Consider the following 22804-nt stretch of genomic DNA (forward strand, 5'->3'; position numbering starts at 1 on the left):
CGCGCTCCCTAGCCGCCCCGGGGCAGGCGCACCGTGAAGACGGTGTGCCCGTGCTCGCTGGAGCTCACCTGCGCCTCGCCTCCGTGCGCGCGGGCCACCTGTTGGACGATGTACAGCCCCAACCCCACGCTGCGCGAGCTGGCCTTGCCCGTGGCGCCGTGGCGGAAGGGCTGGAAGAGCGATGGGAGCAGCTCGGGGGCGATGGGTTCGCCCTCGTTGTGGACGGCCAGGAGCACGTCGTTTCCCTCGTCCCGCACCTCCACGCGCACGGGCGTGCCCTTGCGTCCGTGTTGCACGGCATTGCTCACCAGATTGCCCACCACCTGGGTGAGCCGGTCCGGATCCCACCACCCCCAGCCGTCGCCCCGCGCGTCCAGCTCCATCCGCTGGTTCGCGTACGCCACCTGAAGTTCCTCCAGCGCGCTCCGGCAGAGCTCGTGCAGGTTCACCCGCTCGCGGTGGACAGGCAGGCCCCCCTCCATGGTGCTGCGCGCGAAGTCGAGGATGTCGTTGAGCATCCGCGCCATCCGCGCCGCGCTGGTGCGGATGCGCTCCACCGCCCGCCGCGCGTCCTCTTCCAGATCCTCCTGGCGCTGCAGCAGCCCGGCCGAGATGCTGATGGCGTTGAGCGGGTTGCGCAGGTCATGCCCCACCACGCCGATGAGCCGCTCGCGCAACTCGCCCGCCCGGCGCAGCTCCGCCTCCACCCGCTTCTGCTGGGTGATGTTCACCAACACGCAGCCGAGCCCGTCCACCAGGCCGTCCGTGTTGCGCACCGGGTAGTAGTGGCAGAGCCAGTGCTGCTCGGGGCTGTCCTGCCAGGGCGGGCTGGTGAATTCATGGTTGCAGACGGGACGGCCCTCCTCCAGGACCCGGAGGAAGTGGGGCTCGAGCAGCGTGGCGATCCAGCCGGGCGCCATCTCGCGCAAGGGTCTTCCCAGATGCCGCGCCACCGTGTGGCCGTTGAGCCGGGCCAGGGTGTCGTTGATGTAGATGAAGCGCAGCTCCCGGTCCATGAGGCACAGGCCCACCGGGCATGCTTCCACCATCGTGTCCACCAGGGACCGCAGGCGCTGGGCGTCGGCCCGCGCGGCGTGCTCCCGCTCGACCAGCTCCGCCCTCACGATGACGTTGAGGGCGCGCGTCATCATGGTGCGGAAGAGTTGTTTGTCGGACGCGGTGAAGTCGAAGAGGGTTCTCGAGCCCATGTGCGCCACGCCGATGAGCCGCTCGCCCTGCAACAGGGGCACGCTGTAGACGGCGCGCAGGCCAAGCCGGCGGACGAGGTCCGAGCGCAGCTGGGGATGGGTGGACGCCATGCGCACCAGGCGCGGACTGCGCTCGGCGGCCACCTGGCCGGAGAGCCCCGTGTCGAGCGGAAGGCGGACGTCGGACTCCAGGGCCTCCCGGGCACCGAGGCCCACCGCGGCGCGCAGCCGGAACTCCCCCTTCTCGTTCAGCAGGAGGGCGGCGCTATCCACCGACACCGAGCACTCCAGCATGATGCCCAGCAGCCGTGACAGGAAGCTGTCGATGTCCTGGCTCACGACGACCGCCTCGGACACGCGCTCCAGGGCCTTGAGCATCCGGTCGCGCATGTTCGTGTAGAGCGCGGTGGCGCGCAGGATGCCCTGATCGATGCTCTCGTGGAGCAACGCCCACTGGGCGAAGCTCGCCGCCCCGGCCACCTGGGCCAGCCTCCGCTGGATGCAGTGGCGCAACAGCCCGAACTCCAGGGTGACCTGATCCGGCTCCAGGCCCGCTTCCAGGCGCCGCAGGGTGTGCTCGTCGGGAACGAGCTGGGCCAGGCGCCCCTCGTCCGGAGGGTGCTCCAACACGTCCGCCACCCGCTCGAGGAAGCCAGGCAGGTAGTCGCGCAGCAGTGCCTCGCGCGTCAGCCCGTCCGGCTGGTGCTCCGCCACGGCCCTTTCCCAGTCCCTCAGGATGTCCTCGCGATGCCGCCGGAGGGAGTCCGCCAGTCCGTATGGTTCGTCCGAGGATTGCTCACCCTTCTCCTGCATCACGAACACCCCCCAGGTCACCTCCCCTCTGTCCGAGCCTAAGGTGCGCATGGCACGCGGGCGTGGCTGTCGTCCCCAGAGGCGAGAAGCGGCCCTTCACTCCCGGTCCGCCGTATCGCTCGGCGCCCGGCGGGACGCACCGGCCGCCTTTCCGGCTGGCTGTGTCACCCCGAAGAAGGGATACGTTGGGAGGATGAGCACCCTGCTTCTCCGCCGCACCGATGTCCTCCGGTCCATGGAGGCCCTCCCCCTGCTGGAGGACATGCGCGCCGCGTTCCGCGTGGACGCCGAGCGCCGAACCGCCGAGCCCCAGCTGCTCCGCTCCTCCCCGCCGGGCCAGGCCTCGCTGGAGGTCTCCTTTCCCGGCAGCCTGTCCGGTGTCGCCGCTTCCACCGTGAAGGTGCTGTCGCGGGCGTCCGGGCCCACGGCCTCCCGCCAGGGCGTGGTCCACCTGTACGAGCTCGAGACGGGGGCGCTCCTGGCCATCATGGACGCGGGCCACCTCACGGCGCTGCGCACCGGGGTGGTGGGGGCGCTGGCGGCGGACGTGCTCGCCCGGCCCGACTCGTCCCGGGTGGCGCTGCTGGGCGCCGGGCCCGCGGCGTCCATGCAGCTCAAGAGCCTGCGGCTGGTGCGCAGCCTCCAGCACGTGCGCGTGTATGACGAGGAAGTGGCGCGCTCGGTGGACTTCGCCGCCCGCATGTACCAGGCGCTCAACCTCCCGGTGCGGCCCGCCCTGTCCGTGGAGGAAGCAGTGGAGGACGCGGACATCGTCGTCATCTCCATGGCCTCGCGCGAGCCCTTCCTCCTGCCCGGCATGTTGCGCGGGGGCACGCACGTCACCGTGCTGGACGCGGACGCGCCGGAGTCCGTGGCCGTCTCCGCCGGGCTCTTGCGCCAGTCCACCTTCTTCTGTGATCACCGCGAGCTCAACGCCCGCCAGGGCGCGCCCGCGCGCGTGGGCCTCGGGGCGGACGTCATCCACGCGGAGCTGGGCGAGGTGCTGGCCGGCCAGAAACCCGGCCGCGGCGACGCGAGCCAGGTCACCGTCTTCGGCTCGGTGGGGCTGCCCTTCCAGGATCTGGTCGCCGCCTGGCACGTCTACCAGGGCGCGCGAGGCGACGACTCCGTGCAGCGCCTGGACTTCGGCGCCTGACGTGGGCGCTCAGTGCGAGGTGCGCCGGGAGGTGGGGGGGATTTCCCGGGGGCCTGACAGCAGGGCGTCCGGACCGTGGTGGAGGAACACCTCGTCCTCGATGACTTCCCGCACCTCGCCCAGGGGCACCGCATAGCCCCGGCGCCACACGAGCACTCCCTTCTCGACGATGAACTCCTCGTCCGTCACCTCGACGACGTACCCGAGCTTCTCGCCACGTGGGGTCCAGACCGCCATCCCCGCGTGCAACACCGAGCGATCCACCATGGCCACCTCTCCTCTCCCTGGCGTCCAAGCTAGGGCCCGGCACGAGGCGCTGGCACCGGCCCGGCGGCCAGGGGGGCGTCCGAGGGTTGGCCGGTATACGAAAACCCGGGAAGGGCACGGGCGCTGGTGTCCTCTCCCCGCGCATGTCCATCTTCCCTCCAGGAGGTGTGTGAATGTTGATGGGATGGATCGCATCGAGGACGGGGCGCTGGGCACGCATGCTGGCGGGCGCCTCGCTGGTGGTGGGAGGGCTCGCCCGGAGGTCCAGCTCGGGACGGGTGATGGCGCTGCTGGGCCTGCTTCCCCTGGTCGAGGGGGCGTTCGACGTCTGTGTCCTGGGCCCCCTCTTCGGTCTGCCCATCCAGGGCGAGGCCATCCGCCGCAAGGCGGGACGCATCGGCGAGGACTCGCTCCTGCCTCACCCGCCGCTGTTCCCGTCCGATCGCCCCTTGCTGTTGCACTGAGGGAGGCGGCCTCCGGGCCGCCCCGGGTGGGCTAGCCCTGGACCTGGAAGGGGATGTCGAGGGTGCCGAACTGCTCGCCCGTCCGTGCATCCACCAGCCTCGCGCGCAGGGTGACCTGGCCCTCGCGCTCGCTCACGTTCTGGAAGTAGAGGAACCCCGTCACGGCGCCTCCGGGCTGCAACGTCCCCTGGGGCAGGGCGGTCTTCACCATGTCCTCGGTGGGCAGGGGCTCGGGGGCGTAGCCGTACGCGTAGGGCCCGTAGAACGGATCATAGAAGGGATCGAACCAGGGTCCCCAGCCGAAGCCTGGCCAGAGCGGCGGGCGGCCCACGAGGATGGGTTCGGCCACGCCCGAGCCGCCCACGCCCGAGCCGTTCTCCTGGCTGAGCTCCGGGAGCGTGAGCGCGGCGTACTCGAAGCGCGAGGTGCCCACCAACGTGAAGTCCTTGGGGTCGACGCGCAGGGGCCGCCCGCTCTGGTTCTCCAGGCGGACCTCCACCGGCGTGACGATGCGGCCGAGGTTGGAAGGCGAGCCCTTCCAGGCGGCGCCATTGGCCACCAGCCGCACGCCGTGCTCCTGGGCCAGGGGCGTGCCAGCCGGCGTGGTGGGCGTCGAGGCCAGCGGCCGTAACGTCGTCGTGGACACACACCCCACGGCGAGCAGCGCCGTGGCGAGAACGGGCCGGAAAGCACGCATGCGCATGGAAAAGCTCCTCCTACCCGGAAGGTAGGAAGAGCTCGGAGGGGACGCGGGGCGCCGGGCGGTGCCCGCTCGCTGGGCGGACTAGGTCAGGGCGGGTTCCGCGGCGACGGGTCCCCGCCAGGTGGTGCCCAGCAGCCCGCTCCAATCCTGGACGCGTGCCCAGTCCTCGAAGGTGTGCCAGCCCACGTCCGGGTAGTCCTGGCGCAAGAGGGTGCTGTCGACGTGGTAGCCCTCGGTCTGGAGCCAGGCGTACATGCGCGCCAGATCCTCGCTGCGCGAGCGGATGGCCTCCAGGGACACCTCCTCGTAGCGCAGCTTGTGTCCGCTCACATACGAGATGAGCGCGGCGGCCTGCTCTCCCGTCACCTCGTCCGAGGCGAGCTCGACGCGCTTGCCGATGAAGTCCTCCGCGCGCTCCATCACCCGGACGGCGAAGGCGCCCAGGTCCGCGAGGGCGATCATCTGCAGGCCGCGGTGGGGTGGCAGGGGCATGGCCAGCATGCCCTCATGCAGCCGCTGGGCGAACAGGGGCCCGAGGAAGTTCTCCATGAAGAACACGGGCGCCAGGATGGTGTAGGGCAGGGTGCCGTGGCGCAGGTGCTCCTCCAGCACGAGCTTGGTCTCGAAGTGGGGCACGCCCGTGGGCAGGTTGCCGCTCGCCACGGACGAGTAGATGAAGTGGGGCACGCGGGCGAGCTTCGCGGCATCGATGAGGTGCCGGCCGTGGCGTACCTCGCCCTCCAGGCCGTGTTCGCCCTGGGGCGTCGCCATGGCGAACACGGCGTCCACGCCCGTCATGGCGTGTTCCAGGGTATCCACCTCCTCGAAGTCACCTGGGACGAGCCGGGCTCCCAGGTGCTCCAAGGCCTTGGCCTGTGCGTTGTCCGGTGAGCGGACGAGCGCATGTACCTGATGCCCACGCGCGAGGAGCATGCGTGCCACCGCCCCCCCTTGCTTGCCGGTCGCTCCGGTCACCAACACCGTCAGTAGTCGGGACATTTATGCATCCTCCAGACAATCACATCCAAGGTGGGCACGCCGCGCACGTGGAGCGAGCCCAGGGGGGCTCAGTGCTCCCCGTTGCTCGGGGAGTTGGGGCGCGACGTCACCTCTCGCGCCACCTTGAGCGCGCCCGACAACGCATCCCCGGCGAGCTTGCGAGCACCCACCAGCGGATGGCCGTGGACGGCCTCGCGCGCGGCGCCCAGCACGCTCTTGACGGCGTCGAGCGCCAGCTCCTTCACGCGCTCCCGGCCGAAGCCCTCGCCGGAGCTCTCGCCAGGATTCTCCAGATCAGGCGTCCGCGGAGCGGTCTCACTCGCGTGGGCCTCCACCGAGGGGGCTGCCTCCTCGTGCGTGTGGGCCTGTTGCTCGCGCGCGGCCTGGGCCGCCTCCTGCTGCTTCTTCAGCTCATAGCGCGCGCGGCGCTCCTGATAGAGCTGCTCGGTGCGGGCGTGGGCATGGCCGTAGTGCACCTTGTTGGCCGCCTCCGGAGCGGGTTGGCTCTTGGGAGTGGAGCGGGTGTTCTCGTCGGGGGCGGCCACGGTGTTCTGCTCATCACGGAACGTCTTGGTCATCCTCGGCTCCTCGCGTTTGGACGCGTCGTTGAATCTTCTCGTTGAGCCTTCCAAGGTAGGTCGTGCCCCGTGCCCGGGAATGGGTCCGGAGCAGGCGGGCGGACGGGCGCTCCGTCTTCCGCTCCAACACCAGACATGACGGGCCCCCGGGTCCGCGCGGAACCCCTCCCCCGGGGTCTCCCTCGCGCCCAAGGACAGACGTCCGGGCAGCTGGCTTTCAGTCCTGGACAGACAAGGTGCTTCGCGCGCTGGAGGCCGTCCGGAGAGTGTTCACCTCCGCGCGCTTTCCTCGTCCCCGGGGGACGCGGGTAGGGGGGGACCTCACGGGTCTTTTCCACCTCCGGGCGGATGCCGCGGAAGGAGCGGCGTGCCGGGGAGGACAGACGGTTCTTCCCTCTGGGAGGGGCGGCGGGCCCCGCGCGAGTGCCCGCGTGGGACCGGGTCTTGCAGAACCTCGTGGCATGAGCCCCCTCGCCTCGCCCCCGCTGTTCTGTCCATTCCCCACGCAGGAACATCCCCGCCTGTGGCAACTCGAGGAGGAGGCCCTGACGCGCTGGGCGGGCCAGTTGGAGACGCCCACGCAGTATGTCGACCTCGAGAAGTTGTGCCGCGGCCACTTCCCCCTGTTGCTCGGCCGCGCCCATCCCACGCTGCCCCCGGAGCGGCTGGGCGCGGCGCTCGACTTCCTCATCTGGATCTTCTCCTGGAATGACCAGATGGTCGGGGTGCCGCCGGTCTGGCTCCAGGAGCAGAGCTGGCTGGCGTTGGCGGTGTTGCAGGGGGCCACGCCCGCGCGCGCCGCGCCGCCCTCGCTGTGGCTGCTCCAGGACATCCGCGAGCGGCTGCTCGGGTCCACGCCCCGCGCCTGGCGCGAGCGCTTCATCCGCGCCTGCCAGTCGTACTTCCGGGGGACGATTCGCGAGGCGCGGGTGCGCGCCGAGCGCTTGTGCCTGGACGTGTCGTCCTACATCGAGCTGCGCCGCCTGTCGGCGGGCACGTCCATGGTGTTCACCCAGATGGAGGTGCTCGAGGGCTTCTTCCTCCCGGAGGACACCCTGGCCCACCCGGCGCTCGTGCAGCTGCTGCGCACCGCCACGGATGTGATGGCCTGGGCCAACGATCTCTTCTCGTTGGAGCGCGACCTGCGCGACGACTTCCACCCGAACCTGGTGCTCTCGCTGCGGCTCGAGCGGACGCTGCCGCTGGACGAGGCGCTGCGCGCGGCGGCGGAGATGCACGACACGGCGGTGCGGCGCTTCCTCGTCCAGGAGCGCGCCCTGCCTTCGTTCGGCGCGCATGACGCCGCCGTGTCGCGGCTCGTGCTCGGGCTGCGCCGGTGGATCCGCGCCAACCTCGACTGGTCGCTGCTGACGGGCCGTTATCCGCGCACCGCCGCGTCCGAGTGCTCGCGCGTGGCGTGAGCCTCCTCACAGCCCGAGGTATGCCAGGAGCGCGCCCAGGTCCTCATCCGACAGGGCCTCGCGGCTGTAGGGCGGCATGTTGCCCCCCACGCCGAAGAAGCGGCCGTGGCGCACCTTCTCGATGAAGACGAGGCCCGGGGGGCTGTTGGGAAAGAGCTGGTGGTACTCGTGGGCCACGTCGGGCAGCACGGGGGCGAGCGCCGTGAGCCGGCCCTCACCGGTGCGCGCCTCGCCATGACAGTCCTGGCACGCCGCGCGGTACACCTCCGCGCCCCGGCGGGCGTCTCCGCGCGGCACGTCGGTGATGTCGCGCACGAGCGTGAAGGGCTGCGCTGGCGCCTCGGGCTGGGGGCTGAGGCCCACCATGTACTCGTAGAGGGCGCGGCTCTTGGGATCCTCCGCCGCCAGGGGCTCGGTGCCGCGCATGAAGGCCGTGTAGCAGAAGTTCACCGCGTCCAGCAGCGTCACCTCGTAGCCGCCCCACCAGTGGGGGCGTGAGGCCACGCCCTCCAGCGACAGGCCCGTGTACAGCTTGTCCCGGGCCTGCTCGCTCGACGTCGCGTGGCACGTGGCGCACGAGAAGGCGTTGTACTGGCTCGTCGACAGCCGGGAGTCCCGGAACAGGGCCTCGCCGTACTCCTCCGCGGGAGTGGGACCACACCCGGCCATCAGCCCCGCCACCGCGCAGACCACCGCGCCCGCCACCCCTCGTGCCCTCATGGCTTGCTCCTCAGCAGGCCCACCGAGTCCGGATAGATGCCCACCTTCACCGTCTTCTTCACCGCGCCCGCCTCCAGATCCAGCACGTGCAGGGTGCCCGGGCCCACATGGTCTCCCTCGCACACCGCCAACGCCTGCTTGCCCCCTGGTATCAGCTCCACTTGATGCACGTTGAGACAGCCCGCGGGCGACAGTGGAATCTTCCCCTTCACGGCGGGCCCGCTCCCGCTCACGTCGATGATGGCCACGGTGTCCACCCGCTGGTAGGGCAGCAGGAGTGTCTGGCCATCGACACTGAAGGCCCCGAACATGGGCACGCCCTGGCGCAACTCCTCGTCCATGCGCTCGGGGAGCAGCGAGCGCTCGGGGAGGATGCGCTGCGATTGGGGATCCAGGTGGTACGCGATGGGGCTGTCCAGGGAGCCCACCCACAGCGAGCCATCCGTGGGCGAGAGGGTGAGTGAGTAGGGGGAGTAGCGGGGGGCGTGGGCGGTGCCCGGGTTGGGCAGGGGGAGGCGGGTGACGGGGAAGGCGGGGTCATCCAGGCGCACCACGGCGACCTCGTCCGAGAGGCAGGCGACGTAGGCGCGCGTCTCGTCCGGGGACAGGCGCACGGCGTGGGGAGCCGGACACACGGCGACGCGCTTCTTCACCCGCATGGTGTCGGTGTCGATGAGGACGAGGTTGGCGTCGAGGTTGTCGTGGGGAGTGCCGTTCTGGAGGGCCTCCTGGAGCTTGAGCAGATCGAAGTGGGTGACGTAGAGCGTGCGGCCGTCGGCGCTGAGCACGAGGTCGCCCGGGTTGCGGTCCACGCGCGTGGAGGCGACGAGGTGGTTGTCCCTGGCATCGAGCTTGAGGCAGTAGCCGTCGGCGGTGCCGGTGCCATGCGCACCGTGAGGGCCCGAGCCCGCGCCGGGCACGGAGTAGGAGAGGCCCACGTAATAGAAGTCCCCGCGCGGCGAGAAGGCGGCGTGGTGGGGCCCTTCGAGTTCCACGGGGTTGAGTCCCACGGGCACGCGCGCGAGCTCTCCCCAGTCCGGAGTGTCGAGGGTGTCGAGGTCCAGCAGGCTGACGGTGTCGTCCATGCTGTTGGTGACGACGATGCGCCCGCTGCCGAGGGGAGGCAGTTCACTCCGGCCGGGCCAGCCATTGGGGTGCTCGTAGTCGAGCGGGGGCGGCTCGCCGCTCGTGTCGATGCAGGCGCCGAGCGCGAGCGTGGCGAGGAGCGTGAGGCGTGGGAGCTTCAGGTGCATGGTGCTTCCTGGTGATTCAGACTTCGATGAATTTCGTGCCAGTGATGCCCTCTTCCTCCAGGGCTCGCTTGACGTGCTCGGAGACGATGAGGATGACCTTCCAGCCCCAGGGACGGAAGATGTGGGCCTCTCCGATCTTCTCCGGATCCACCTTCAGCCCCGAGACGTTGCGGTATTCGCCCGGCTGCTTGTCCGGGCGGTTGTCCTCCGGGAGCCAGTGGAGGACCTCGTCACACCGGGCGTCGTCGATGCATTTGATGATCTGCAAGGCGTTGAGGATGAACCATGGCTCCTTCTGTCCTTCCACCTCGACGGGGATGAACTGCACTTCCTTCTGGAGACCCAGACGCTCGAAGAGGGAGACCACCCGGCGGTGCACGATGGGTACCCCCAGGGCATGAGAGAACTCGAGGGGAATGCCCGCGGGCTTCATGGAGATGCGGATGGGCTTCTGGATGTCCAGGAGCCGCCCCTCCTTGAATCGCCCGACGTCGAATAGTTCCTCCCGCCCCTCTTCATCATCCAAAGGCATTCTCAAATGCCATCGCTCTGGGATATACACGTCATCGTGTAAGTCATAGTACTTCACCTGCTTTGTCATGGACTCCTCGTGACGAGCTTGTTGAGTTTGGAGCCTGGCGTACACACGTCCCTTGCACTCCTGTCGAGTTCTTCCAGGAGCTTGGCTCGGCATTCGGCTCGAGTCCTACAGGTCCGCAAAGCAGCCTCCAGTCGATTGAAGAGTTCGCGGTGGTATTCCTGGGGATGGGGCCCTTGGTGGCCTCGCAGGTAGACGATGTTCGCCGGATCATCGAGGCTCATCCTCGCCCGTGCGAAGAGTTCCTCGAACCGCGGCGTCCAGGGTCCTCCCGTGATTTCGGACTTGTTGTTCTTGTTCGTGCACAGATGGTGCGCATGGTTGTCGTCGGCCTTCGACTGAGCACAGTCGCCTGTGGTTCGAGCCGAGGACACCGCCGAAGCCACCGCGGAGGCGGTCATGTTCGCCGACACGCCCATGAGCACCACCGTTCCGTTCGCCACGCTCACCTGGGCGCGGGCCCCCGTTCCCACCGACAATCCTCCCCGTGCGCCCCCACCCGCGAAGGCGAAGCGCGGAGGTGATAGCCGTGCCCACAAGCCGCCTCCGGGGACCTCCGGCAGTCCCTTGGCCAGCTGCGTCCCCGCCACCGTCACCAGCACTCGCAGCCCCACTCCCCCCATCGCCTTGCCGAAGCGCTCGGCCACCGCCTCCAATTGCTCCCTCGTCCTCGCCGCTTCCGCTTCCCGGTACAGGGTCAGGCACGCCATTCCCACGTTGTGGAGTTCCACCACCGTGTAGGTCATCAGCAGTCCCAGCGTCACCGCCGTCGCGAAGGCCTTGGTGAACACGGGTTCCGGTGCGGCCCACGCCATCATGTAGAGCATCATCGACATGCCCACGGAGAGCAGCATGGCCGGAGACTTGAACATCTCCACGGCCGCCTCCCGCGTCCCGTCCCCCATGTAGCGCGGTGAGAGCTTCAGGGCCTGGAACCACCTGGCGCTCTCCAGTGATGACGGTGGAGAGACCAGAGGTGGCCCATACAGCGCCTCGAACTCCTCGCGTACACGGCCCTCCAGGTTGGAGGACCGGGCATCAGGTGATGACCCGGTCTGCTCCATCGCCGCGAGCACTTCCCGCGCGTCCTTCAAGGAGAACAGCGCCAGGGCAGGGTTCGGCCCGAGCTTCTCGAAGGTGAGTTTCAGCCCATGCGCCGGAGCACCCCGGTACTCGCTCACTGTCACGGGCTCCAGTATCGAGAGCCGCGATTCAACTTCGGCTGGAGCTGCCTGGACAGCGAGCGGCACCAGCAGCAGGCAGAGGGCAAGGATGATGTGTGACGGCGTGAGCAGTGCGCGCGTGCTCCGCGTCAAGGAGCGCTCCAGCGGATGGTGCGCGGCTGCTCCAGGCGGTAGGGGCCCTCGGTGACGCGGTTCTGCAGGAGGTAGGCGCGCGTCACCTGCACGGAGAGGGACGGGTCCCCGCGCTGGCCGAGCGCCGCCCAGGTGTCCGTGTCCGGCTGCCACTTCAACTCCGAGGTGAGCACCTGCGCCACGGGGCACGTGCTCCCCGGAGCGAACACCTCCACCCAGTAGATCTCTCCCGTGTAGGGCGGCAGGTGGGCGCGGGCCGAGGGCAGCAGCAACTCACCCAGCCAGGTGGTGAAGGAGCGGGATGTCGCGCGGGGCGTGGCCGGCAGGCCACTCGGGCGCGAGCTCAAGGGCCGGCTCCACTCCCAGGTGGGCGGCGGCGAGCCCACCGCGTACTCCTGGCCCTCGGTAGGCGAGGTCAGGTACACGGAGCCCGAGCTGTCCAGTGGCTTGTCGCGCACGTCCACCAGCGCGTGCCAGGCCTCGTCCGTGGCCTTGCCGGCATAGATGGGCTCGGCGCACGTGGGCTCGTTTTCGGTGGGCTGCTCCCCGCAGGCCGAAGCGGCCAGGGCGAGGGTGGTGGCGAGGGCGGCGAGGCTCGGGGCTTTCATGTTCATGGGCCGGAAGGTTATTCGGTGGGTGGGCGCGCTTCGAGCGGATGTCCTGGCCGGACGAGAGAACGAGGCCACGAGTGTGCTCCAAACGAGATGCCTCGCATGAGCCAGGCTCCCCAGCACCGATCGGGACGGAAAACCCGAGGAGGACTGAAATGTACATCCCACGCCACTTCCACGAGCAGGACGAGTCCCGGCTGCTCGCGCTGATGGGCCAGTACGGCTTCGCGACGCTGGTGACTTCCGACCCCCAGGGGGTGCCCTTCGCCACGCACCTGCCCCTGCTCGTCGAGCGGGAGGAAGGGGGACGGCTGTTGCTCAAGGGCCATGTGGCGCGGGCCAATCCACAGTGGCGATCCTTCGCGGACAAGCGGGAGGTGCTCGCCATCTTCCAGGGGCCGCACGCCTATGTCTCTCCCTCCTGTTACTCGGCGCCCTCTGTTCCCACCTGGAACTACGCGGCCGTGCATGCGTACGGCACGCCCTCCCTCGTCGAGGAGCCCGAGAAGGTCCTGCACTCCCTGCGGCAGCTGGCCAGCAAGTACGAAGCGGGCAGGGACGCGCCCTGGAGTCCGGACGCGGCCGAGGCGGTCGTGAACCGGCTGCTCGCGGGCATCGTCGCGTTCGAGCTCGCCATCACCCGCCTGGAGGGCAAGTTCAAGCTGGGCCAGAACCGCGATGCGCGGGACTACGACGGGGTCATGCGCTTCGTGGGGCTCGGCGATCAGCACGGGAGCCAGGGGCTCGTCGAGTTGATGAAGGCATACGAGCCCCAGGGGTGAGCGCTCCCGGCCCGCTCCGGGTCAGGACCGCCGGGAGCGGCGCGGCAGGGCAAGGGCGAGCAGCATGGCGGCGGGCAGCAGTCCCTCCGTGGCGGAGCATCCCTTGCGCGGCGGAGGCGGGGGCTCTTGGACCGGCGGCGTGCCGGCGTCTCCACCGGGGGTGGACAGGGGATCGGCCTCGACGAGCGCGGCGAGCTGGGGCCAGAGGGGCTGGCAGACATCCCGCGCCGGAGTGCCCACGGGACACGCCGAGGGCTTCATGTCGGGGAGATCGAGCAGGGGCGTGTACGTGGCGCCCTCGTCGGCGGTGGTGGCCAGGGCCCAGTCATGCAGGCGCGAGGCGCCACAGACGAAGAGCACGCCGTTCTCCCGCTCCACGCAGGCGTTGCCCGTGGGCAGAGGCAGCAGCGTGGCGGATGTCTCCCCGGCGCGCACGCGGAAGAGGCGCGTGGGCGTGGCGGCCCAGAGCGTGTCGCCATCCTCGGAGACCTCCACACCCATGAGCGCCTCGTCGATTCCGTCCTCGGTCTGGCCGGCTGGGTGCACGATGGATTGGAAGCTCTGGCCGCCATCCCGGCTCTCCAGCACGTAGGTCCAGAACCCCGCGCTGATGCGAGCCCAGAGCCGGTCCGGGTCGTGGTCGGACACGCGCAGGACGAACAGATCGTAGGGCTTCGCGTTCGCCAGGTTCCCGGGGAAGGGTGAGGGGAAGGGCCGCCAGGAGAGCCCCTCGTCATCACTGCGGTACAGCCGGGGGCCGGTGGGAGTGCTGGCGGAGACGTAGAGGCGCCGCGGATCCGAGGGGGCCACCTTCACGCTGGGGTAGACCTCGGTGGTGCTCTGGAGCGCGGTGGGGGTGAAGGTCTCTCCGCCATCGTCGCTGCGGTAGAGGGCGTTGCTCTGTCCGGGGCGGCCCGTGGACACCCACAGGCGCGAGGACTGGGACGGGAGCGACGCGAGGCTCTTGGGCCACAGGGCGGCCTGGGGCTTGTCCGGAGGGGTGAAGAACGGGTGAGGGGCCCAGGTGCAGCCCCCATCCCGCGAGCGGATGAGGGCGGCTCCGGTGGCGGCCAACAAGGTGCCGTCGGCCTGCCAGAGATAGCTCTCGGGGCTCCAGCCGCCCAGGCCGAGCGCCTGCGGGCACACCCAGTGCCAGCTCGCGCCACCGTTGTGGGTGATGACGGCGCCGAAGGTGGCGCCCAGGAGCATCTCCTCGGGGTGGCCCTGGCGCAGGGTGACGCTGGTGGTGTCGGGGTAGCCATTGTGCGCCAGGGCGGGCGCGGCCCAGGGCGCGAGAAGGGCGAGCGACACGCCGCGGCGGACCAGGGAGGGGACTCTCATCGGGGGCACTCCGGGGGAAGGAGGCACGATAGATACCCCCAGGAGGACCGGTATACCGCCTACCTCCGCGCGGTCCCTTCCCCGCTTCTCGCGCGCTCCAGCAGCTTCATCATGTTCTGCTCGTCCAGGGCACCGCGAGGGCAGTGGTCGGCGAGCGCCCGCGTGGAGCGTCCCCGGATGGCTCCACTCACATGGCAGCGCTCACAGGGAAGGTTGCCCACGCACTCCTCCCCCACGTCCGCCTTGGACACCGTCTTCGAACCAGACGTGCAGGTGCCGCGGACCCCATCGCCGTCGATGAGCATCGGCCAGGCTTTCACCTGGATGGGGTGCAGGACTCCGCAGGAGACACCGGTGCGGCTGAAGTACCAGGTGCCGGACTTCCCAGGCTGCTCCTCGACGGCGTACAGGACGTCGTCGACGTAGTACTCCAGCCGGACCCCGTTGGCGGGGCCCGAGACCGCCCAGCTTCCGCTCCCGGCCAGCTCGCCCTGCTGGGTGTTGCTCCCCGTCAAGGTCAGCGTGGTGACACCCAGCTCGGCGCACAGCTTGGATTCCCGGGCCGCCACCGGCAGCGGGGAGGGCGCCGGTGGCGTCTCCAGCGCGCCTCCACAGCCCACCCCCAGCAGTCCGACGAGCAAGGAACCCACCCAGGATTTCATCCGGTACTGGTGCATCTTCGGGCTCCTCGGACCATGGTGAAAGAATCTTCCAGCCAGATGGTACCATGAAAATCCCGTAAAAAGCATCTGTCCTTGGACGTCAGAGGGTGCCGTCTCCCTGCTCCCCCTCCCTGGAGCCCCCTCGCCATGGGCTCCCCACCAGGCGAGCCCGCGCCGATTCGGGGAGTCCCGGCCCGGACTTTGGCTCGGGAGGGGCTCGGTATGATGGCCGCATGCACATGAGCCGCAAGTGGGGACTCTCCATCCTGATCGCCGGGATGGTGGGGGGGTCGGGCTGTGAGGGGGAAAAGCCTGTTCCGCCGCCTGTCCTCCAGGAGGAAGGGGATTGGACGGACACGGGCCGCTATGCTGCGTGCAACGTGTACTCGGTGCAGGGCAGGGAGTGTGGGGACCGGGAGACCATCGAGGTGTCCTCGTGTGATGCGGCGTCGCTGGCCCAGGTCCCGGCGGATGGCATCTACACCCTGGTGTATCGCACCGACTCCCAGGTGCCCGGAATCGGCCCGGACGCCTTCCGGGTGTCGGCGGATGGCCGCCTCGACTCCTTTCGCGGCGTGCTCCCGACGGAACGCCGCATCGGCCCGCGCGAGTTCTTCCTGACGAGTACCCGGACCCTGTCCCCGACCGTCACGGTGCGCAACACCCTGGTGGGCTGCCGCGCCGAGGGCACCCGGCTGTATGGCTGCTATGCCAGTTGCCGCAACGGCCGGTACACCAGCTTCGGCACCTTCCTGGCCGAGCGGTGGACGCGGCGCGCGGGGGAGGAGGAGGCCTCGGGGCTGCGGCTCGCGTCCGAGTCCTTCGTGGAGCAGGGCATGCCGGTGGACATCTACGTCACCCAGGGCCATGCCTATGTGGTGTCCGTACCGGATGGTCCCGAGAAGGGAGGGCTCACGGTGTTCGACGTGAGCAACCCGGCGGCCCCGGTGCTCCGGAGCACCCTCAGCCTGCCGACGGACAACTACTGGAATGGGGTGTGGGCGAAGGGGAACGCGCTCTACGTGGCGAGCGCCGCTTCGGGAGTGATCGTTTTCGACATCTCGGAGCCCGCCACGCCGAGGCTCGTGCGGCAGGTTCCCTCGGAGCAGGGGGCGCTCGACGTGCACACCGTGTTCGTGGAGGGAGACCGGCTGTATGCCATGTCGCCGAGCCCCCGCGCCCGGACGCTCGTCTTCGACATCCATCAGCCCCAGGAGCCGGTGCTGCTCGGGGAGTACGTGGAGCCGTCAGCCGCTGGCCTCTCCCCGGGCTATCCCCATGACGCGCTGGCCCTGGAGGGGCGGCTGTACATCAATCACTGGTCCCAGGGTTACCTCATCGTGGACGTGAGCGACCCGGCGGCCCCGAGGAAGCTGGGCGGGTTCGTCTACCCCTACGCCACGAGCCACGCCAACGCGGTGGGCCGGTTCGGCGAGCGGCTCATCGCCTTCGAGGGCGGAGAGAGCTGGGGCGCGCGCCTGCGGGTGCTGGACGTGACGGACCCGGCGCATCCGGTGAAGGTGGGCGAGTACTCGCTGGGCGCGAACGTGTCCCCCCACAACATGGTGCTCAAGGGCTCGAGGCTCTACGTGGCGCACTACCAGCACGGCGTGCGGGTGCTGGACGTGTCGGTGCCGGAGCGCCCGCGCGAGGTGGCCTACTCCAACACCTTCCGCGAGACGGACCCGGGGCGGGGCTCGAGCTTCTACGATGGTGCCATCGGGATGCGGGTGCCGGGCGATGGGTTTGTGTATGTCATCGACACCTCGCGGGGACTGCTCGTCTTCCCCGAGCCCTGACACCCCCCCTCTCTGGAGACCGACATGATCTCGAAGCGCTCCTTCTTCCGCCGCGCCGCATGCACCTGGGGCACCACGCTGCTGTTGGGCTTGGGAGCTTGTGCGCACCAGACCTCGTCCGAGGCTCCCGCGCCGGCCGCGGACGCCGCACCGCGGCACGGTCACGGAGGACATCACGGAGGGATGCCCCACCGCTTCGAGAACGCGGAGGAGTGGGTGAAGCGCTTCGAGGAGCCCGGACGCGAGGCGTGGCAGAAGCCCGACGAGGTGGTGAAGGCGCTCGGCCTCGCGGCGGACGCGAAGGTGGCGGACATCGGCGCGGGGACGGGCTACTTCGCGGTGCGGCTCGCGCGCGCCGTGCCCCAGGGCCGGGTGTACGGCGTCGACCTCGAGCCCGACATGGTGCGTTACATGGGCGAGCGCGCCCAGCGCGAGGGATTGAGCAACCTCACGCCCGTGCTGGCCTCGGCCGAGGACGCCAGGCTGCCCGAGCCGGTGGATCTGGCGCTCATCGTGGACACGTATCATCACGTGGGCGAGCGCGTGGCCTGGCTCCAGCGGTTGGCGGAGAAGCTCCGCCCGGGCGGGCGCGTGGCCATCATCGACTTCCGCGTGGAGTCCTCCATGGGGCCTCCGCCCGCGCACAAGCTGTCGCCCGAGCGTGTACGGGAGGAATTGGAGGCCGCGGGTTACCGCCAGATCCAGACGCTCTCTTTCCTGCCCGAGCAGTACTTTCTCGTGTTCCAACACCAGACGCCCTGAACCGCGCGGGCGCGTAGCCAGGAGGGCCACTGCCAGGGCCCTCCTTGTTGCCCTCGGGTCGACAAACCGGCGCATGGCGGGCGCGGGGCGCTGGCGCTCCAGAGGAGAACGCGGGCGCGGTGTGTCTTGGTATGAGCCGTGCAACTCCTGACAGGACAACCCTCCAGGAGAACCCCGCCATGAATCGCACTGCCCTACTGCTGTTGCCCTCGCTTCTCGGTCTCGCCTGTGGCGAGGCGGAGACCGCCGCCGGGTCCACCCCCGAGCCCACCCGGCTCGAGTCCGCTGCCCTCTCGGCGGTCTTCTCGGGGACGGTGGTGGATGCGCTGGGCAAGCCCATCTCCGGCGCGCGCGTGACGGTGAATGGAATCCTCCGCCTCACCAGCAGCACCGGGGCGTACAGCGTCTCGGTCACCGAGTCGAATACGGGCTATCTGCTCGACATCCGCAAGGATGGCTACGCGCCGGTGAACACGATTCATACGGCGGGGCAGATCGGACAGAAGCACGTGCTCGCCCGAGGCTTCACGAAGGTAATCAACCCGGCGGCCACCACCGAGCTCATCGATCCCACGTCGGGCATCTGGGTGATGATTCCCGCCAACAGTCTCCAGACTTCGGCGGGCGTGCCCGCCACGGGACAGGTGTCGTTCTCCATCTCGCCGCACGGCCCGGACACGATGCCCGGTGACTTCAGCGCGAGGAACTCCGCCGGACAGCTGGTGGCGCTCGAGACCGTGGGCGCGGTGACGCTGGCGGCGACGGACGCGAGTGGCAACACCCTGAGCCTGATTCCCGGCAAGATCCTGGACGTGCGCATCCCCGTGCCCGCGGCCGTGGGGGGAAGCATGCCCGCGTGCGTGCTCAACGGGACGTGCCGGGCCGCGAGCTGGCTGTTCGATCCGCTCACCGGCCTGTGGAAGGAGCAGGCGGCGAGCGCTCAGTTCTCCACCGGGGGCACCTCGTTGAAGATCGTCGGCCAGCGCAGGGGCGAGGTCTTCGCGGGTGACGGCCTGGGGACGTGGAACGCGGACATCGAGGTGACCACCCCCGCGTGCACCCTCATCGAGTTCGTGAACATCCCCCTGGATTGCTACAACCCGCCTCCGGGCACCACGCCCGAGCCCGGCATCGAGGTGAGCTTCGAGCAGAACACCCTGAGCGGAGTGCCCAAGTCGAAGACGATGGGGGTGGGCTCGGGCACGTCGTTCATCGCGCTCACCAACCTGCGCGCCAGCACCGCCCTGAAGCTGTCCGTGGAGTTCCCGCCGGGCGCGCCCGCCTACTGCGGCGCCAACCTCACGCTCAACTCGACGCCCCCGGCGTCCCCCACCTTCCCCCAGTACTGGGCCACGGGCGGACTCACGCAGTTCATCACCGGGCCTCAGACCTTCACCGGCTACCCGAAGAACGCCGCGGGCAACGTTATTACCCTCGCCGACGTGGCGGCGGGGGATCACCCGTGTGGCTCGCACCTCTACGTCCAGACGCACCCGTAGCCGGACGGCGCGGTGTCCCCGCGGGCCTTCACGCGCCCGCGGGGGGCAGCTCGATGGGATGGGCGCGCAGCCACTCCTGGGCGCGGTGGATGCGCTCGGTGGCGGCGGGCAGGTTCATGCTCGCGAGCAGCGCGCGGTAGGGCTCGAGGTCCTCGGCCGTCCAGCGCGTCTTGGCCTCCAGGTCCGCGCGCACCACCTGCTCCTCGGCCGAGCGGGCCTCGGGCTCGGCGCGCGAGGTGAGGATGGCGGCGAGCACCATGCGCACCGGCTCGGCCTCGAAGGCCACGGCGGCCTCGGTGAAGAAGGCGCGCATGGCGTCGTCGAGCGCGGAGTCCTTGGACCGGGTGCGCACGCGCTCGAGCAGGTGGGCGAGGAACTCCTTGTCCGAGTCCAGGGCCTTGCGCACGGCGCCCAGGAAGGTGACCACCGCGGCGCTCCGGGCCTTCGCGTCCATGTCCGGGGACTTGAGCGCGCTCAAGGGCTCCCAGAGGACGGCGGTGAGCCACACCTGCTCCTCGGGTGCGAGCAGCGAGGGCGTGTTCGGCTGGCGCATGAGGGCCTCCACGCGCGTGGCGCGCTCGCGGGCCTCCTGGGCGATGCGCGCGGCGAGGCCGGGATCCGACTCCACGTACTTCACCAGGGCCTCCATCTCGCCCTCGCTCGCCTTGCGCAGCGCCTCGCGCGCCTCCTCGGGGAGGTCCGTCTCCTGCCCCTCCAGGCCCGCGGCGAGCTTCTGGCCGTGCTGGGCGCCCCACTCGCGCCACTGCACGTTGAACAGCACGTCGAGCACCGGGCGATCCTCGGCGGCGACGCGGCCATCCTTGGGGGTGGAGGCGAGCAGGGCGCCGAGGCACAGCGCTCGCCGGTCCTCGGCGGACAGGCCCGCGGTGGTGGCGCGCGCGAGCAGCGTGGCGCGCAGCTTCTCCAGGAAGGCGCGTGTGCCCAGCTCGCGCACGGTGCTCAGCCGCAGCATGTGGCGCGCCTGGGCGGGGTCGCGCTCGACGGCCTCGGTGAGCTGCTCGAGCTGCCGCGACACGTGCGCGTGGAAGCGCTCGGCGTCGAAGCGCAGGCCGGGCACGGCTCCCCAGCCGGTGAGCAGCGTGCCCAGGTGCTCCAGGGTGGAGGAGACGCGCGACAGGTCCTCGCCGCGCAGCATCTCCATGGCCGCCTGGAGATCCTCGGTGAGCGGGTGGCGGGAAGGCGGGGGAGGGGCCGCTGCCTCGCGCGCCCGGTCCTCGGCGGCGTGACAGACCTTGTACTTCTTGCCGCTGCCGCAAGGGCAGGGCTCGTTGCGTCCGGGCTTCTGGCGGCTCACGTCCACCTCTCCGATTGATTGACCTGGTGATTGACCCGAGCCCCTCTAGCAGAGGTGTTCCGGCGTCGCGAGGTCCACGGCCACGGCGGCGCTGGAGGGGAAACGGTTCATGCCAGGAGGCGGTTTTGGCGTTAGGTTCGAGGGCATGAAACGATTCCTCGGTGCGATGACCATCCTGGCGGCGGTGGGCCTGGCCCAGGCGCAGCAGACGCAGAAGACTCCTCCCGCGGCGGCGCAGCCAGCGGCGTCGGCGGCGGAGGCGGAGGCGGGCGGACTGAGCTGGACGGCTCCCAAGGAGTGGGAGGCCCTGCCGCCGCGGCCCATGCGGGCGGCGACCTATCGGATCGCGCCCGCGAAGGGAGACACGGAGCCGGCGGAGCTGGCCGTCTTCTACTTCGGCCAGGGCCAGGGCGGCGCGGTGGACGCCAACGTGAAGCGCTGGGTGGGGCAGTTCCAGAAGGCGGACGGCACGGCGCTCACGGACAAGGACGTGCGCACGAAGAAGGAGACGCTCAACGGGCTTGGCGTCACCACGGTGGACGTGAAGGGCACCTACACCGGGGGCGGTCCGATGATGGGTCCCTCCTCGCCGAAGGCGGGCTCGCGGCTGCTGGGCGTCATCGTCGAGGGTCCCGAGGGGCCGCTGTTCTTCAAGCTCACCGGCGCCGAGCGCACGGTGGCCGGCGCGGAGAAGGGCTTCCGCAAGCTCGTGGAGTCGGTGAAGAAGAAGTAGGGGCAGGCGGGTAGACGAGCGGTCGAGGGCCCACCCGGGTGGGTCCTCCCGCGCGGACGGCGGCAAGGAGATTGCTAAGGCTTCAGACCACTGGATGGCTTTCCCACCGGAGGTCGCTGCGATGCCGCACACGGTCGAGACCCAAGTCGAAGCAATGCCTGACATCATCCTCTATCCCCGGGATACGGTGATGCGGGCGCTCGAGGTGATGCACCGCTATGGGGCGCACCTGTTGCCGGTGGTGGAGGAGCGGCACGGCGAGGTGCTCGGGCACGTGACGCTCGAGGAGCTGCGTCGGCTGGGCAACACGCTGCCGCTGGCCCGGATGGCTGAAATTCTGACGGCGCGTGCGGCGCTGGCCTCGGAAGGAATTGCAGCGGCGCGTCCCCCGCGCGTGGATTTCGTCCCGGAAGGACAGGGGTCGCGCTCGACCTGGGTTCATTGAGGGAAAAGTGGCCACCTGGTGAACATCTCGTGTTCGCCAAGTGCCTTCTTCCCGACGACCTGCCCTTGGGGTCGCGGCCAGAAGCTTCCGGGCTTGCCAGGGTGTAATGGGTCGCCCCCACGCCAACCGATGGGGGCTAGAAGGAGGCGTGGGCCATGAAGGTCATCGCGGTCATTCTCGCAGCGGGTGAAGCCAGGCGGATGAGCCATTCCAAGGCGCTCATCGAGCATGAGGGGGGCAAGAGCTTCCTCCAATCGCTCTCATCGACGTTCGGCAAGGCGGGCTGCTCGGTGCTCGCCGTGGTGGGCAAGGACGCGGAGGCGGTGCGCGAGCAGCACCCGGCCATCCATCTGGTGGAGAACACCCGGTGGAACGACAGCCAGTTCAGCTCGGTGAAGGCCGGCCTGGACGCGGCGTTGGAAGAAGGGGCGGACGTGGTGTTGCTCCACCCGGTGGACATGCCGGCCGTGCGCGCCACCACGCTCAAGTCGCTGCTCAAGGCGCTCGGGGAGTCCACGGAGGGGCTGCGTCCCGAGTTCGAGGGGGCGCCGGGCTATCCGCTGCTCCTGTCTCGCGCGACGGCCGAGCGGCTGCGCGAGACGGCGGGGGAGGGCCAGTTGGAGGGCGCCGCGCGCGGCCTGCAACTGCGCCGCATCCCGGTGAAGGATCCGGGCGTCATCGTCAACATCAACACCCCGGAGACCTACGAGCGGCTGTTCGGCTCGGCGCCCAAGCTCGCGCCGCCGCCCAAGCGCCGCGGCAAGAAGGCGGAGACCACCACCCAGGAGGACACGTCCGCGCCGTCCCTGAACGCGGCCTCCGAGGGCCTGCAGGGCACGTGAGTGCCGGGGGGCTCGGGACCCGGCCCGGGTCCCGAGGGCGTCAAGGCCCCGGCCCCTTGTTGGCTCCTACCCCCTGGGCCGGTCGTGGCCCGGGGCGCGGGGCGCGGGCACCAACCGCAGCTCCAGCCGCCGGGTGAGTTCCATCCCGGAGCCCTGCTCCGTCCATGCCGGCGCCGGGGGAAGCACGTGGCTCATGGCCACGAGCCGCTCCGGGGGAAGCTTCAGCGTCTCCGCCAGCAGGCGCGTCACCGTCACCGCCCGGGCCGCCGACAGCTCCCAGCTCGAGGGGGAGGATTCGGGGAGGGTGTCGGTGTATACCGCCACCTGTAGGATATGTCCCTCCACCGCCAGCTTCGCCCCCACCCGGGTGAGCAGTGCCGTGCCCTCGGGGGTCAGCGCCGTGCCGCGCGGGGCGAAGAGCAGGGGATCCGCCAACCCCACCCGGAGCTGGCCCTCCGACTCCGCCAGGAAGGCGGCGCCGCGTTCCCTTTCGGGCTGTAATAAAGACTCCAGTTCC

Annotated in this window: 24 protein-coding genes; 10 read left to right on the top strand and 14 right to left on the bottom strand. The window is 70.0% G+C overall.

The window, feature by feature from the left end:
- Positions 1 to 8: 8 nt before the first annotated feature.
- Positions 9 to 2072, bottom strand: coding sequence for an ATP-binding protein (locus tag F0U63_RS02625; RefSeq protein ID WP_395843339.1), 2064 nt, complete (start codon positions 2070 to 2072; stop codon positions 9 to 11).
- Between the two features lie 142 nt (positions 2073 to 2214).
- On the opposite strand from F0U63_RS02625, the gene F0U63_RS02630 reads away from it, so the two are divergent.
- Positions 2215 to 3177 carry an ornithine cyclodeaminase family protein gene (locus tag F0U63_RS02630; RefSeq protein WP_395843341.1) on the top strand — a complete coding sequence of 321 codons (963 nt, stop codon included), beginning with the start codon at positions 2215 to 2217 and terminating at the stop codon, positions 3175 to 3177.
- Positions 3178 to 3186: 9 nt separating this feature from the next.
- Here F0U63_RS02630 and F0U63_RS02635 read toward each other — a convergent pair whose 3' ends face one another.
- Positions 3187 to 3444, bottom strand: a complete 258-nt coding sequence (locus F0U63_RS02635; protein WP_395843343.1) for a hypothetical protein — start codon at positions 3442 to 3444, stop codon at positions 3187 to 3189.
- 173 nt (positions 3445 to 3617) lie between these two features.
- Between F0U63_RS02635 and F0U63_RS02640 the strand changes: the two genes are divergently transcribed.
- Complete coding sequence (locus F0U63_RS02640; RefSeq protein ID WP_395843345.1) at positions 3618 to 3908, top strand: YgaP-like transmembrane domain; 291 nt, start codon at positions 3618 to 3620, stop codon at positions 3906 to 3908.
- A gap of 31 nt (positions 3909 to 3939) precedes the next feature.
- On the opposite strand, the gene F0U63_RS02645 is transcribed toward F0U63_RS02640, so the two are convergent.
- The 3 genes from F0U63_RS02645 to F0U63_RS02655 form a co-directional block, all read right to left on the bottom strand.
- The gene (locus F0U63_RS02645; RefSeq protein WP_395843347.1) at positions 3940 to 4611 is read right to left on the bottom strand and encodes a hypothetical protein; all 672 of its coding nucleotides are present in this window, start codon (positions 4609 to 4611) and stop codon (positions 3940 to 3942) included.
- A gap of 81 nt (positions 4612 to 4692) precedes the next feature.
- A complete protein-coding gene (locus F0U63_RS02650; RefSeq protein ID WP_395843349.1) occupies positions 4693 to 5610 on the bottom strand; it encodes an NmrA/HSCARG family protein in 918 nt (305 codons plus the stop codon).
- Positions 5611 to 5678: 68 nt separating this feature from the next.
- The gene (locus F0U63_RS02655) at positions 5679 to 6188 is read right to left on the bottom strand and encodes a hypothetical protein (RefSeq protein ID WP_395843351.1); all 510 of its coding nucleotides are present in this window, start codon (positions 6186 to 6188) and stop codon (positions 5679 to 5681) included.
- Between the two features lie 461 nt (positions 6189 to 6649).
- Between F0U63_RS02655 and F0U63_RS02660 the strand changes: the two genes are divergently transcribed.
- On the top strand, positions 6650 to 7609 hold the full coding sequence (locus F0U63_RS02660; protein WP_395843353.1) for a hypothetical protein: 960 nt from the start codon (positions 6650 to 6652) through the stop codon (positions 7607 to 7609).
- A 6-nt stretch (positions 7610 to 7615) separates the two neighbouring features.
- Here the strand turns inward: F0U63_RS02660 and F0U63_RS02665 are convergent, their stop codons facing one another.
- The 5 genes from F0U63_RS02665 to F0U63_RS02685 are packed head-to-tail and all read right to left on the bottom strand — an operon-like array spanning position 7616 to position 12110.
- Positions 7616 to 8329 carry a c-type cytochrome gene (locus tag F0U63_RS02665; RefSeq protein ID WP_395843355.1) on the bottom strand — a complete coding sequence of 238 codons (714 nt, stop codon included), beginning with the start codon at positions 8327 to 8329 and terminating at the stop codon, positions 7616 to 7618.
- Entirely contained in the window at positions 8326 to 9582 is a 1257-nt protein-coding gene (locus F0U63_RS02670; RefSeq protein WP_395843357.1) for a hypothetical protein, read from the bottom strand. Before F0U63_RS02670 ends, F0U63_RS02665 begins: the two co-directional genes overlap by 4 nt.
- Positions 9583 to 9598: 16 nt before the next feature.
- Positions 9599 to 10183: an imm11 family protein gene (locus tag F0U63_RS02675; RefSeq protein ID WP_395843359.1), complete on the bottom strand. Its 585-nt coding sequence runs from the start codon at positions 10181 to 10183 to the stop codon at positions 9599 to 9601.
- A complete protein-coding gene (locus tag F0U63_RS02680) occupies positions 10180 to 11496 on the bottom strand; it encodes an AHH domain-containing protein (protein ID WP_395843361.1) in 1317 nt (438 codons plus the stop codon). Before F0U63_RS02680 ends, F0U63_RS02675 begins: the two co-directional genes overlap by 4 nt.
- Entirely contained in the window at positions 11493 to 12110 is a 618-nt protein-coding gene (locus tag F0U63_RS02685; protein ID WP_395843363.1) for a hypothetical protein, read from the bottom strand. Before F0U63_RS02685 ends, F0U63_RS02680 begins: the two co-directional genes overlap by 4 nt.
- A 152-nt stretch (positions 12111 to 12262) precedes the next feature.
- Here F0U63_RS02685 and F0U63_RS02690 point away from each other — a divergent pair, with 152 nt between their 5' ends.
- Entirely contained in the window at positions 12263 to 12889 is a 627-nt protein-coding gene (locus F0U63_RS02690) for an FMN-binding negative transcriptional regulator (RefSeq protein ID WP_395843365.1), read from the top strand.
- Positions 12890 to 12910: 21 nt separating this feature from the next.
- On the opposite strand, the gene F0U63_RS02695 is transcribed toward F0U63_RS02690, so the two are convergent.
- Together F0U63_RS02695 and F0U63_RS02700 are read right to left on the bottom strand one after the other, a co-directional pair.
- The gene (locus tag F0U63_RS02695; RefSeq protein ID WP_395843367.1) at positions 12911 to 14230 is read right to left on the bottom strand and encodes a WD40/YVTN/BNR-like repeat-containing protein; all 1320 of its coding nucleotides are present in this window, start codon (positions 14228 to 14230) and stop codon (positions 12911 to 12913) included.
- A 59-nt stretch (positions 14231 to 14289) separates the two neighbouring features.
- Entirely contained in the window at positions 14290 to 14907 is a 618-nt protein-coding gene (locus F0U63_RS02700; protein ID WP_395843369.1) for a hypothetical protein, read from the bottom strand.
- 224 nt (positions 14908 to 15131) lie between these two features.
- On the opposite strand from F0U63_RS02700, the gene F0U63_RS02705 reads away from it, so the two are divergent.
- The 3 genes from F0U63_RS02705 (at position 15132) to F0U63_RS02715 (ending at position 18952) form a co-directional block, all read left to right on the top strand.
- Positions 15132 to 16691 carry an LVIVD repeat-containing protein gene (locus F0U63_RS02705; RefSeq protein ID WP_395843371.1) on the top strand — a complete coding sequence of 520 codons (1560 nt, stop codon included), beginning with the start codon at positions 15132 to 15134 and terminating at the stop codon, positions 16689 to 16691.
- Positions 16692 to 16715: 24 nt separating this feature from the next.
- Entirely contained in the window at positions 16716 to 17453 is a 738-nt protein-coding gene (locus F0U63_RS02710; RefSeq protein WP_395843373.1) for a class I SAM-dependent methyltransferase, read from the top strand.
- A gap of 179 nt (positions 17454 to 17632) precedes the next feature.
- Positions 17633 to 18952: a carboxypeptidase-like regulatory domain-containing protein gene (locus F0U63_RS02715; protein ID WP_395843375.1), complete on the top strand. Its 1320-nt coding sequence runs from the start codon at positions 17633 to 17635 to the stop codon at positions 18950 to 18952.
- A 28-nt stretch (positions 18953 to 18980) separates the two neighbouring features.
- On the opposite strand, the gene F0U63_RS02720 is transcribed toward F0U63_RS02715, so the two are convergent.
- Complete coding sequence (locus tag F0U63_RS02720; RefSeq protein ID WP_395843377.1) at positions 18981 to 20267, bottom strand: YecA family protein; 1287 nt, start codon at positions 20265 to 20267, stop codon at positions 18981 to 18983.
- A 145-nt stretch (positions 20268 to 20412) separates the two neighbouring features.
- Here F0U63_RS02720 and F0U63_RS02725 point away from each other — a divergent pair, with 145 nt between their 5' ends.
- The 3 genes from F0U63_RS02725 (at position 20413) to F0U63_RS02735 (ending at position 22287) form a co-directional block, all read left to right on the top strand.
- Positions 20413 to 21000, top strand: coding sequence for a hypothetical protein (locus F0U63_RS02725; RefSeq protein ID WP_395843379.1), 588 nt, complete (start codon positions 20413 to 20415; stop codon positions 20998 to 21000).
- 154 nt (positions 21001 to 21154) lie between these two features.
- A complete protein-coding gene (locus tag F0U63_RS02730; RefSeq protein ID WP_395843381.1) occupies positions 21155 to 21445 on the top strand; it encodes a CBS domain-containing protein in 291 nt (96 codons plus the stop codon).
- Between the two features lie 155 nt (positions 21446 to 21600).
- Positions 21601 to 22287, top strand: coding sequence for an NTP transferase domain-containing protein (locus tag F0U63_RS02735; protein WP_395843383.1), 687 nt, complete (start codon positions 21601 to 21603; stop codon positions 22285 to 22287).
- A 66-nt stretch (positions 22288 to 22353) separates the two neighbouring features.
- Here the strand turns inward: F0U63_RS02735 and F0U63_RS02740 are convergent, their stop codons facing one another.
- A complete protein-coding gene (locus F0U63_RS02740; protein WP_395843385.1) occupies positions 22354 to 22728 on the bottom strand; it encodes a flagellar motor protein MotB in 375 nt (124 codons plus the stop codon).
- Between the last annotated feature and the right edge of the window lie 76 nt (positions 22729 to 22804).

Source organism: Cystobacter fuscus (genome assembly GCF_044360685.1).
GTDB lineage: Bacteria > Myxococcota > Myxococcia > Myxococcales > Myxococcaceae > Cystobacter > Cystobacter fuscus_C.

Coding starts and splice junctions, on each gene's coding strand:
- F0U63_RS02625 (WP_395843339.1), bottom strand. CDS start 2,072: ATGCGCACCTTAGGCTCGGACAGAGGGGAGGTGACCTGGGGGGTGTTC.
- F0U63_RS02630 (WP_395843341.1), top strand. CDS start 2,215: ATGAGCACCCTGCTTCTCCGCCGCACCGATGTCCTCCGGTCCATGGAG.
- F0U63_RS02635 (WP_395843343.1), bottom strand. CDS start 3,444: ATGGTGGATCGCTCGGTGTTGCACGCGGGGATGGCGGTCTGGACCCCA.
- F0U63_RS02640 (WP_395843345.1), top strand. CDS start 3,618: ATGTTGATGGGATGGATCGCATCGAGGACGGGGCGCTGGGCACGCATG.
- F0U63_RS02645 (WP_395843347.1), bottom strand. CDS start 4,611: ATGCGCATGCGTGCTTTCCGGCCCGTTCTCGCCACGGCGCTGCTCGCC.
- F0U63_RS02650 (WP_395843349.1), bottom strand. CDS start 5,610: ATGTCCCGACTACTGACGGTGTTGGTGACCGGAGCGACCGGCAAGCAA.
- F0U63_RS02655 (WP_395843351.1), bottom strand. CDS start 6,188: ATGACCAAGACGTTCCGTGATGAGCAGAACACCGTGGCCGCCCCCGAC.
- F0U63_RS02660 (WP_395843353.1), top strand. CDS start 6,650: ATGAGCCCCCTCGCCTCGCCCCCGCTGTTCTGTCCATTCCCCACGCAG.
- F0U63_RS02665 (WP_395843355.1), bottom strand. CDS start 8,329: ATGAGGGCACGAGGGGTGGCGGGCGCGGTGGTCTGCGCGGTGGCGGGG.
- F0U63_RS02670 (WP_395843357.1), bottom strand. CDS start 9,582: ATGCACCTGAAGCTCCCACGCCTCACGCTCCTCGCCACGCTCGCGCTC.
- F0U63_RS02675 (WP_395843359.1), bottom strand. CDS start 10,183: ATGACAAAGCAGGTGAAGTACTATGACTTACACGATGACGTGTATATC.
- F0U63_RS02685 (WP_395843363.1), bottom strand. CDS start 12,110: ATGAACATGAAAGCCCCGAGCCTCGCCGCCCTCGCCACCACCCTCGCC.
- F0U63_RS02690 (WP_395843365.1), top strand. CDS start 12,263: ATGTACATCCCACGCCACTTCCACGAGCAGGACGAGTCCCGGCTGCTC.
- F0U63_RS02695 (WP_395843367.1), bottom strand. CDS start 14,230: ATGAGAGTCCCCTCCCTGGTCCGCCGCGGCGTGTCGCTCGCCCTTCTC.
- F0U63_RS02700 (WP_395843369.1), bottom strand. CDS start 14,907: ATGCACCAGTACCGGATGAAATCCTGGGTGGGTTCCTTGCTCGTCGGA.
- F0U63_RS02705 (WP_395843371.1), top strand. CDS start 15,132: ATGAGCCGCAAGTGGGGACTCTCCATCCTGATCGCCGGGATGGTGGGG.
- F0U63_RS02710 (WP_395843373.1), top strand. CDS start 16,716: ATGATCTCGAAGCGCTCCTTCTTCCGCCGCGCCGCATGCACCTGGGGC.
- F0U63_RS02715 (WP_395843375.1), top strand. CDS start 17,633: ATGAATCGCACTGCCCTACTGCTGTTGCCCTCGCTTCTCGGTCTCGCC.
- F0U63_RS02725 (WP_395843379.1), top strand. CDS start 20,413: ATGAAACGATTCCTCGGTGCGATGACCATCCTGGCGGCGGTGGGCCTG.
- F0U63_RS02730 (WP_395843381.1), top strand. CDS start 21,155: ATGCCTGACATCATCCTCTATCCCCGGGATACGGTGATGCGGGCGCTC.
- F0U63_RS02735 (WP_395843383.1), top strand. CDS start 21,601: ATGAAGGTCATCGCGGTCATTCTCGCAGCGGGTGAAGCCAGGCGGATG.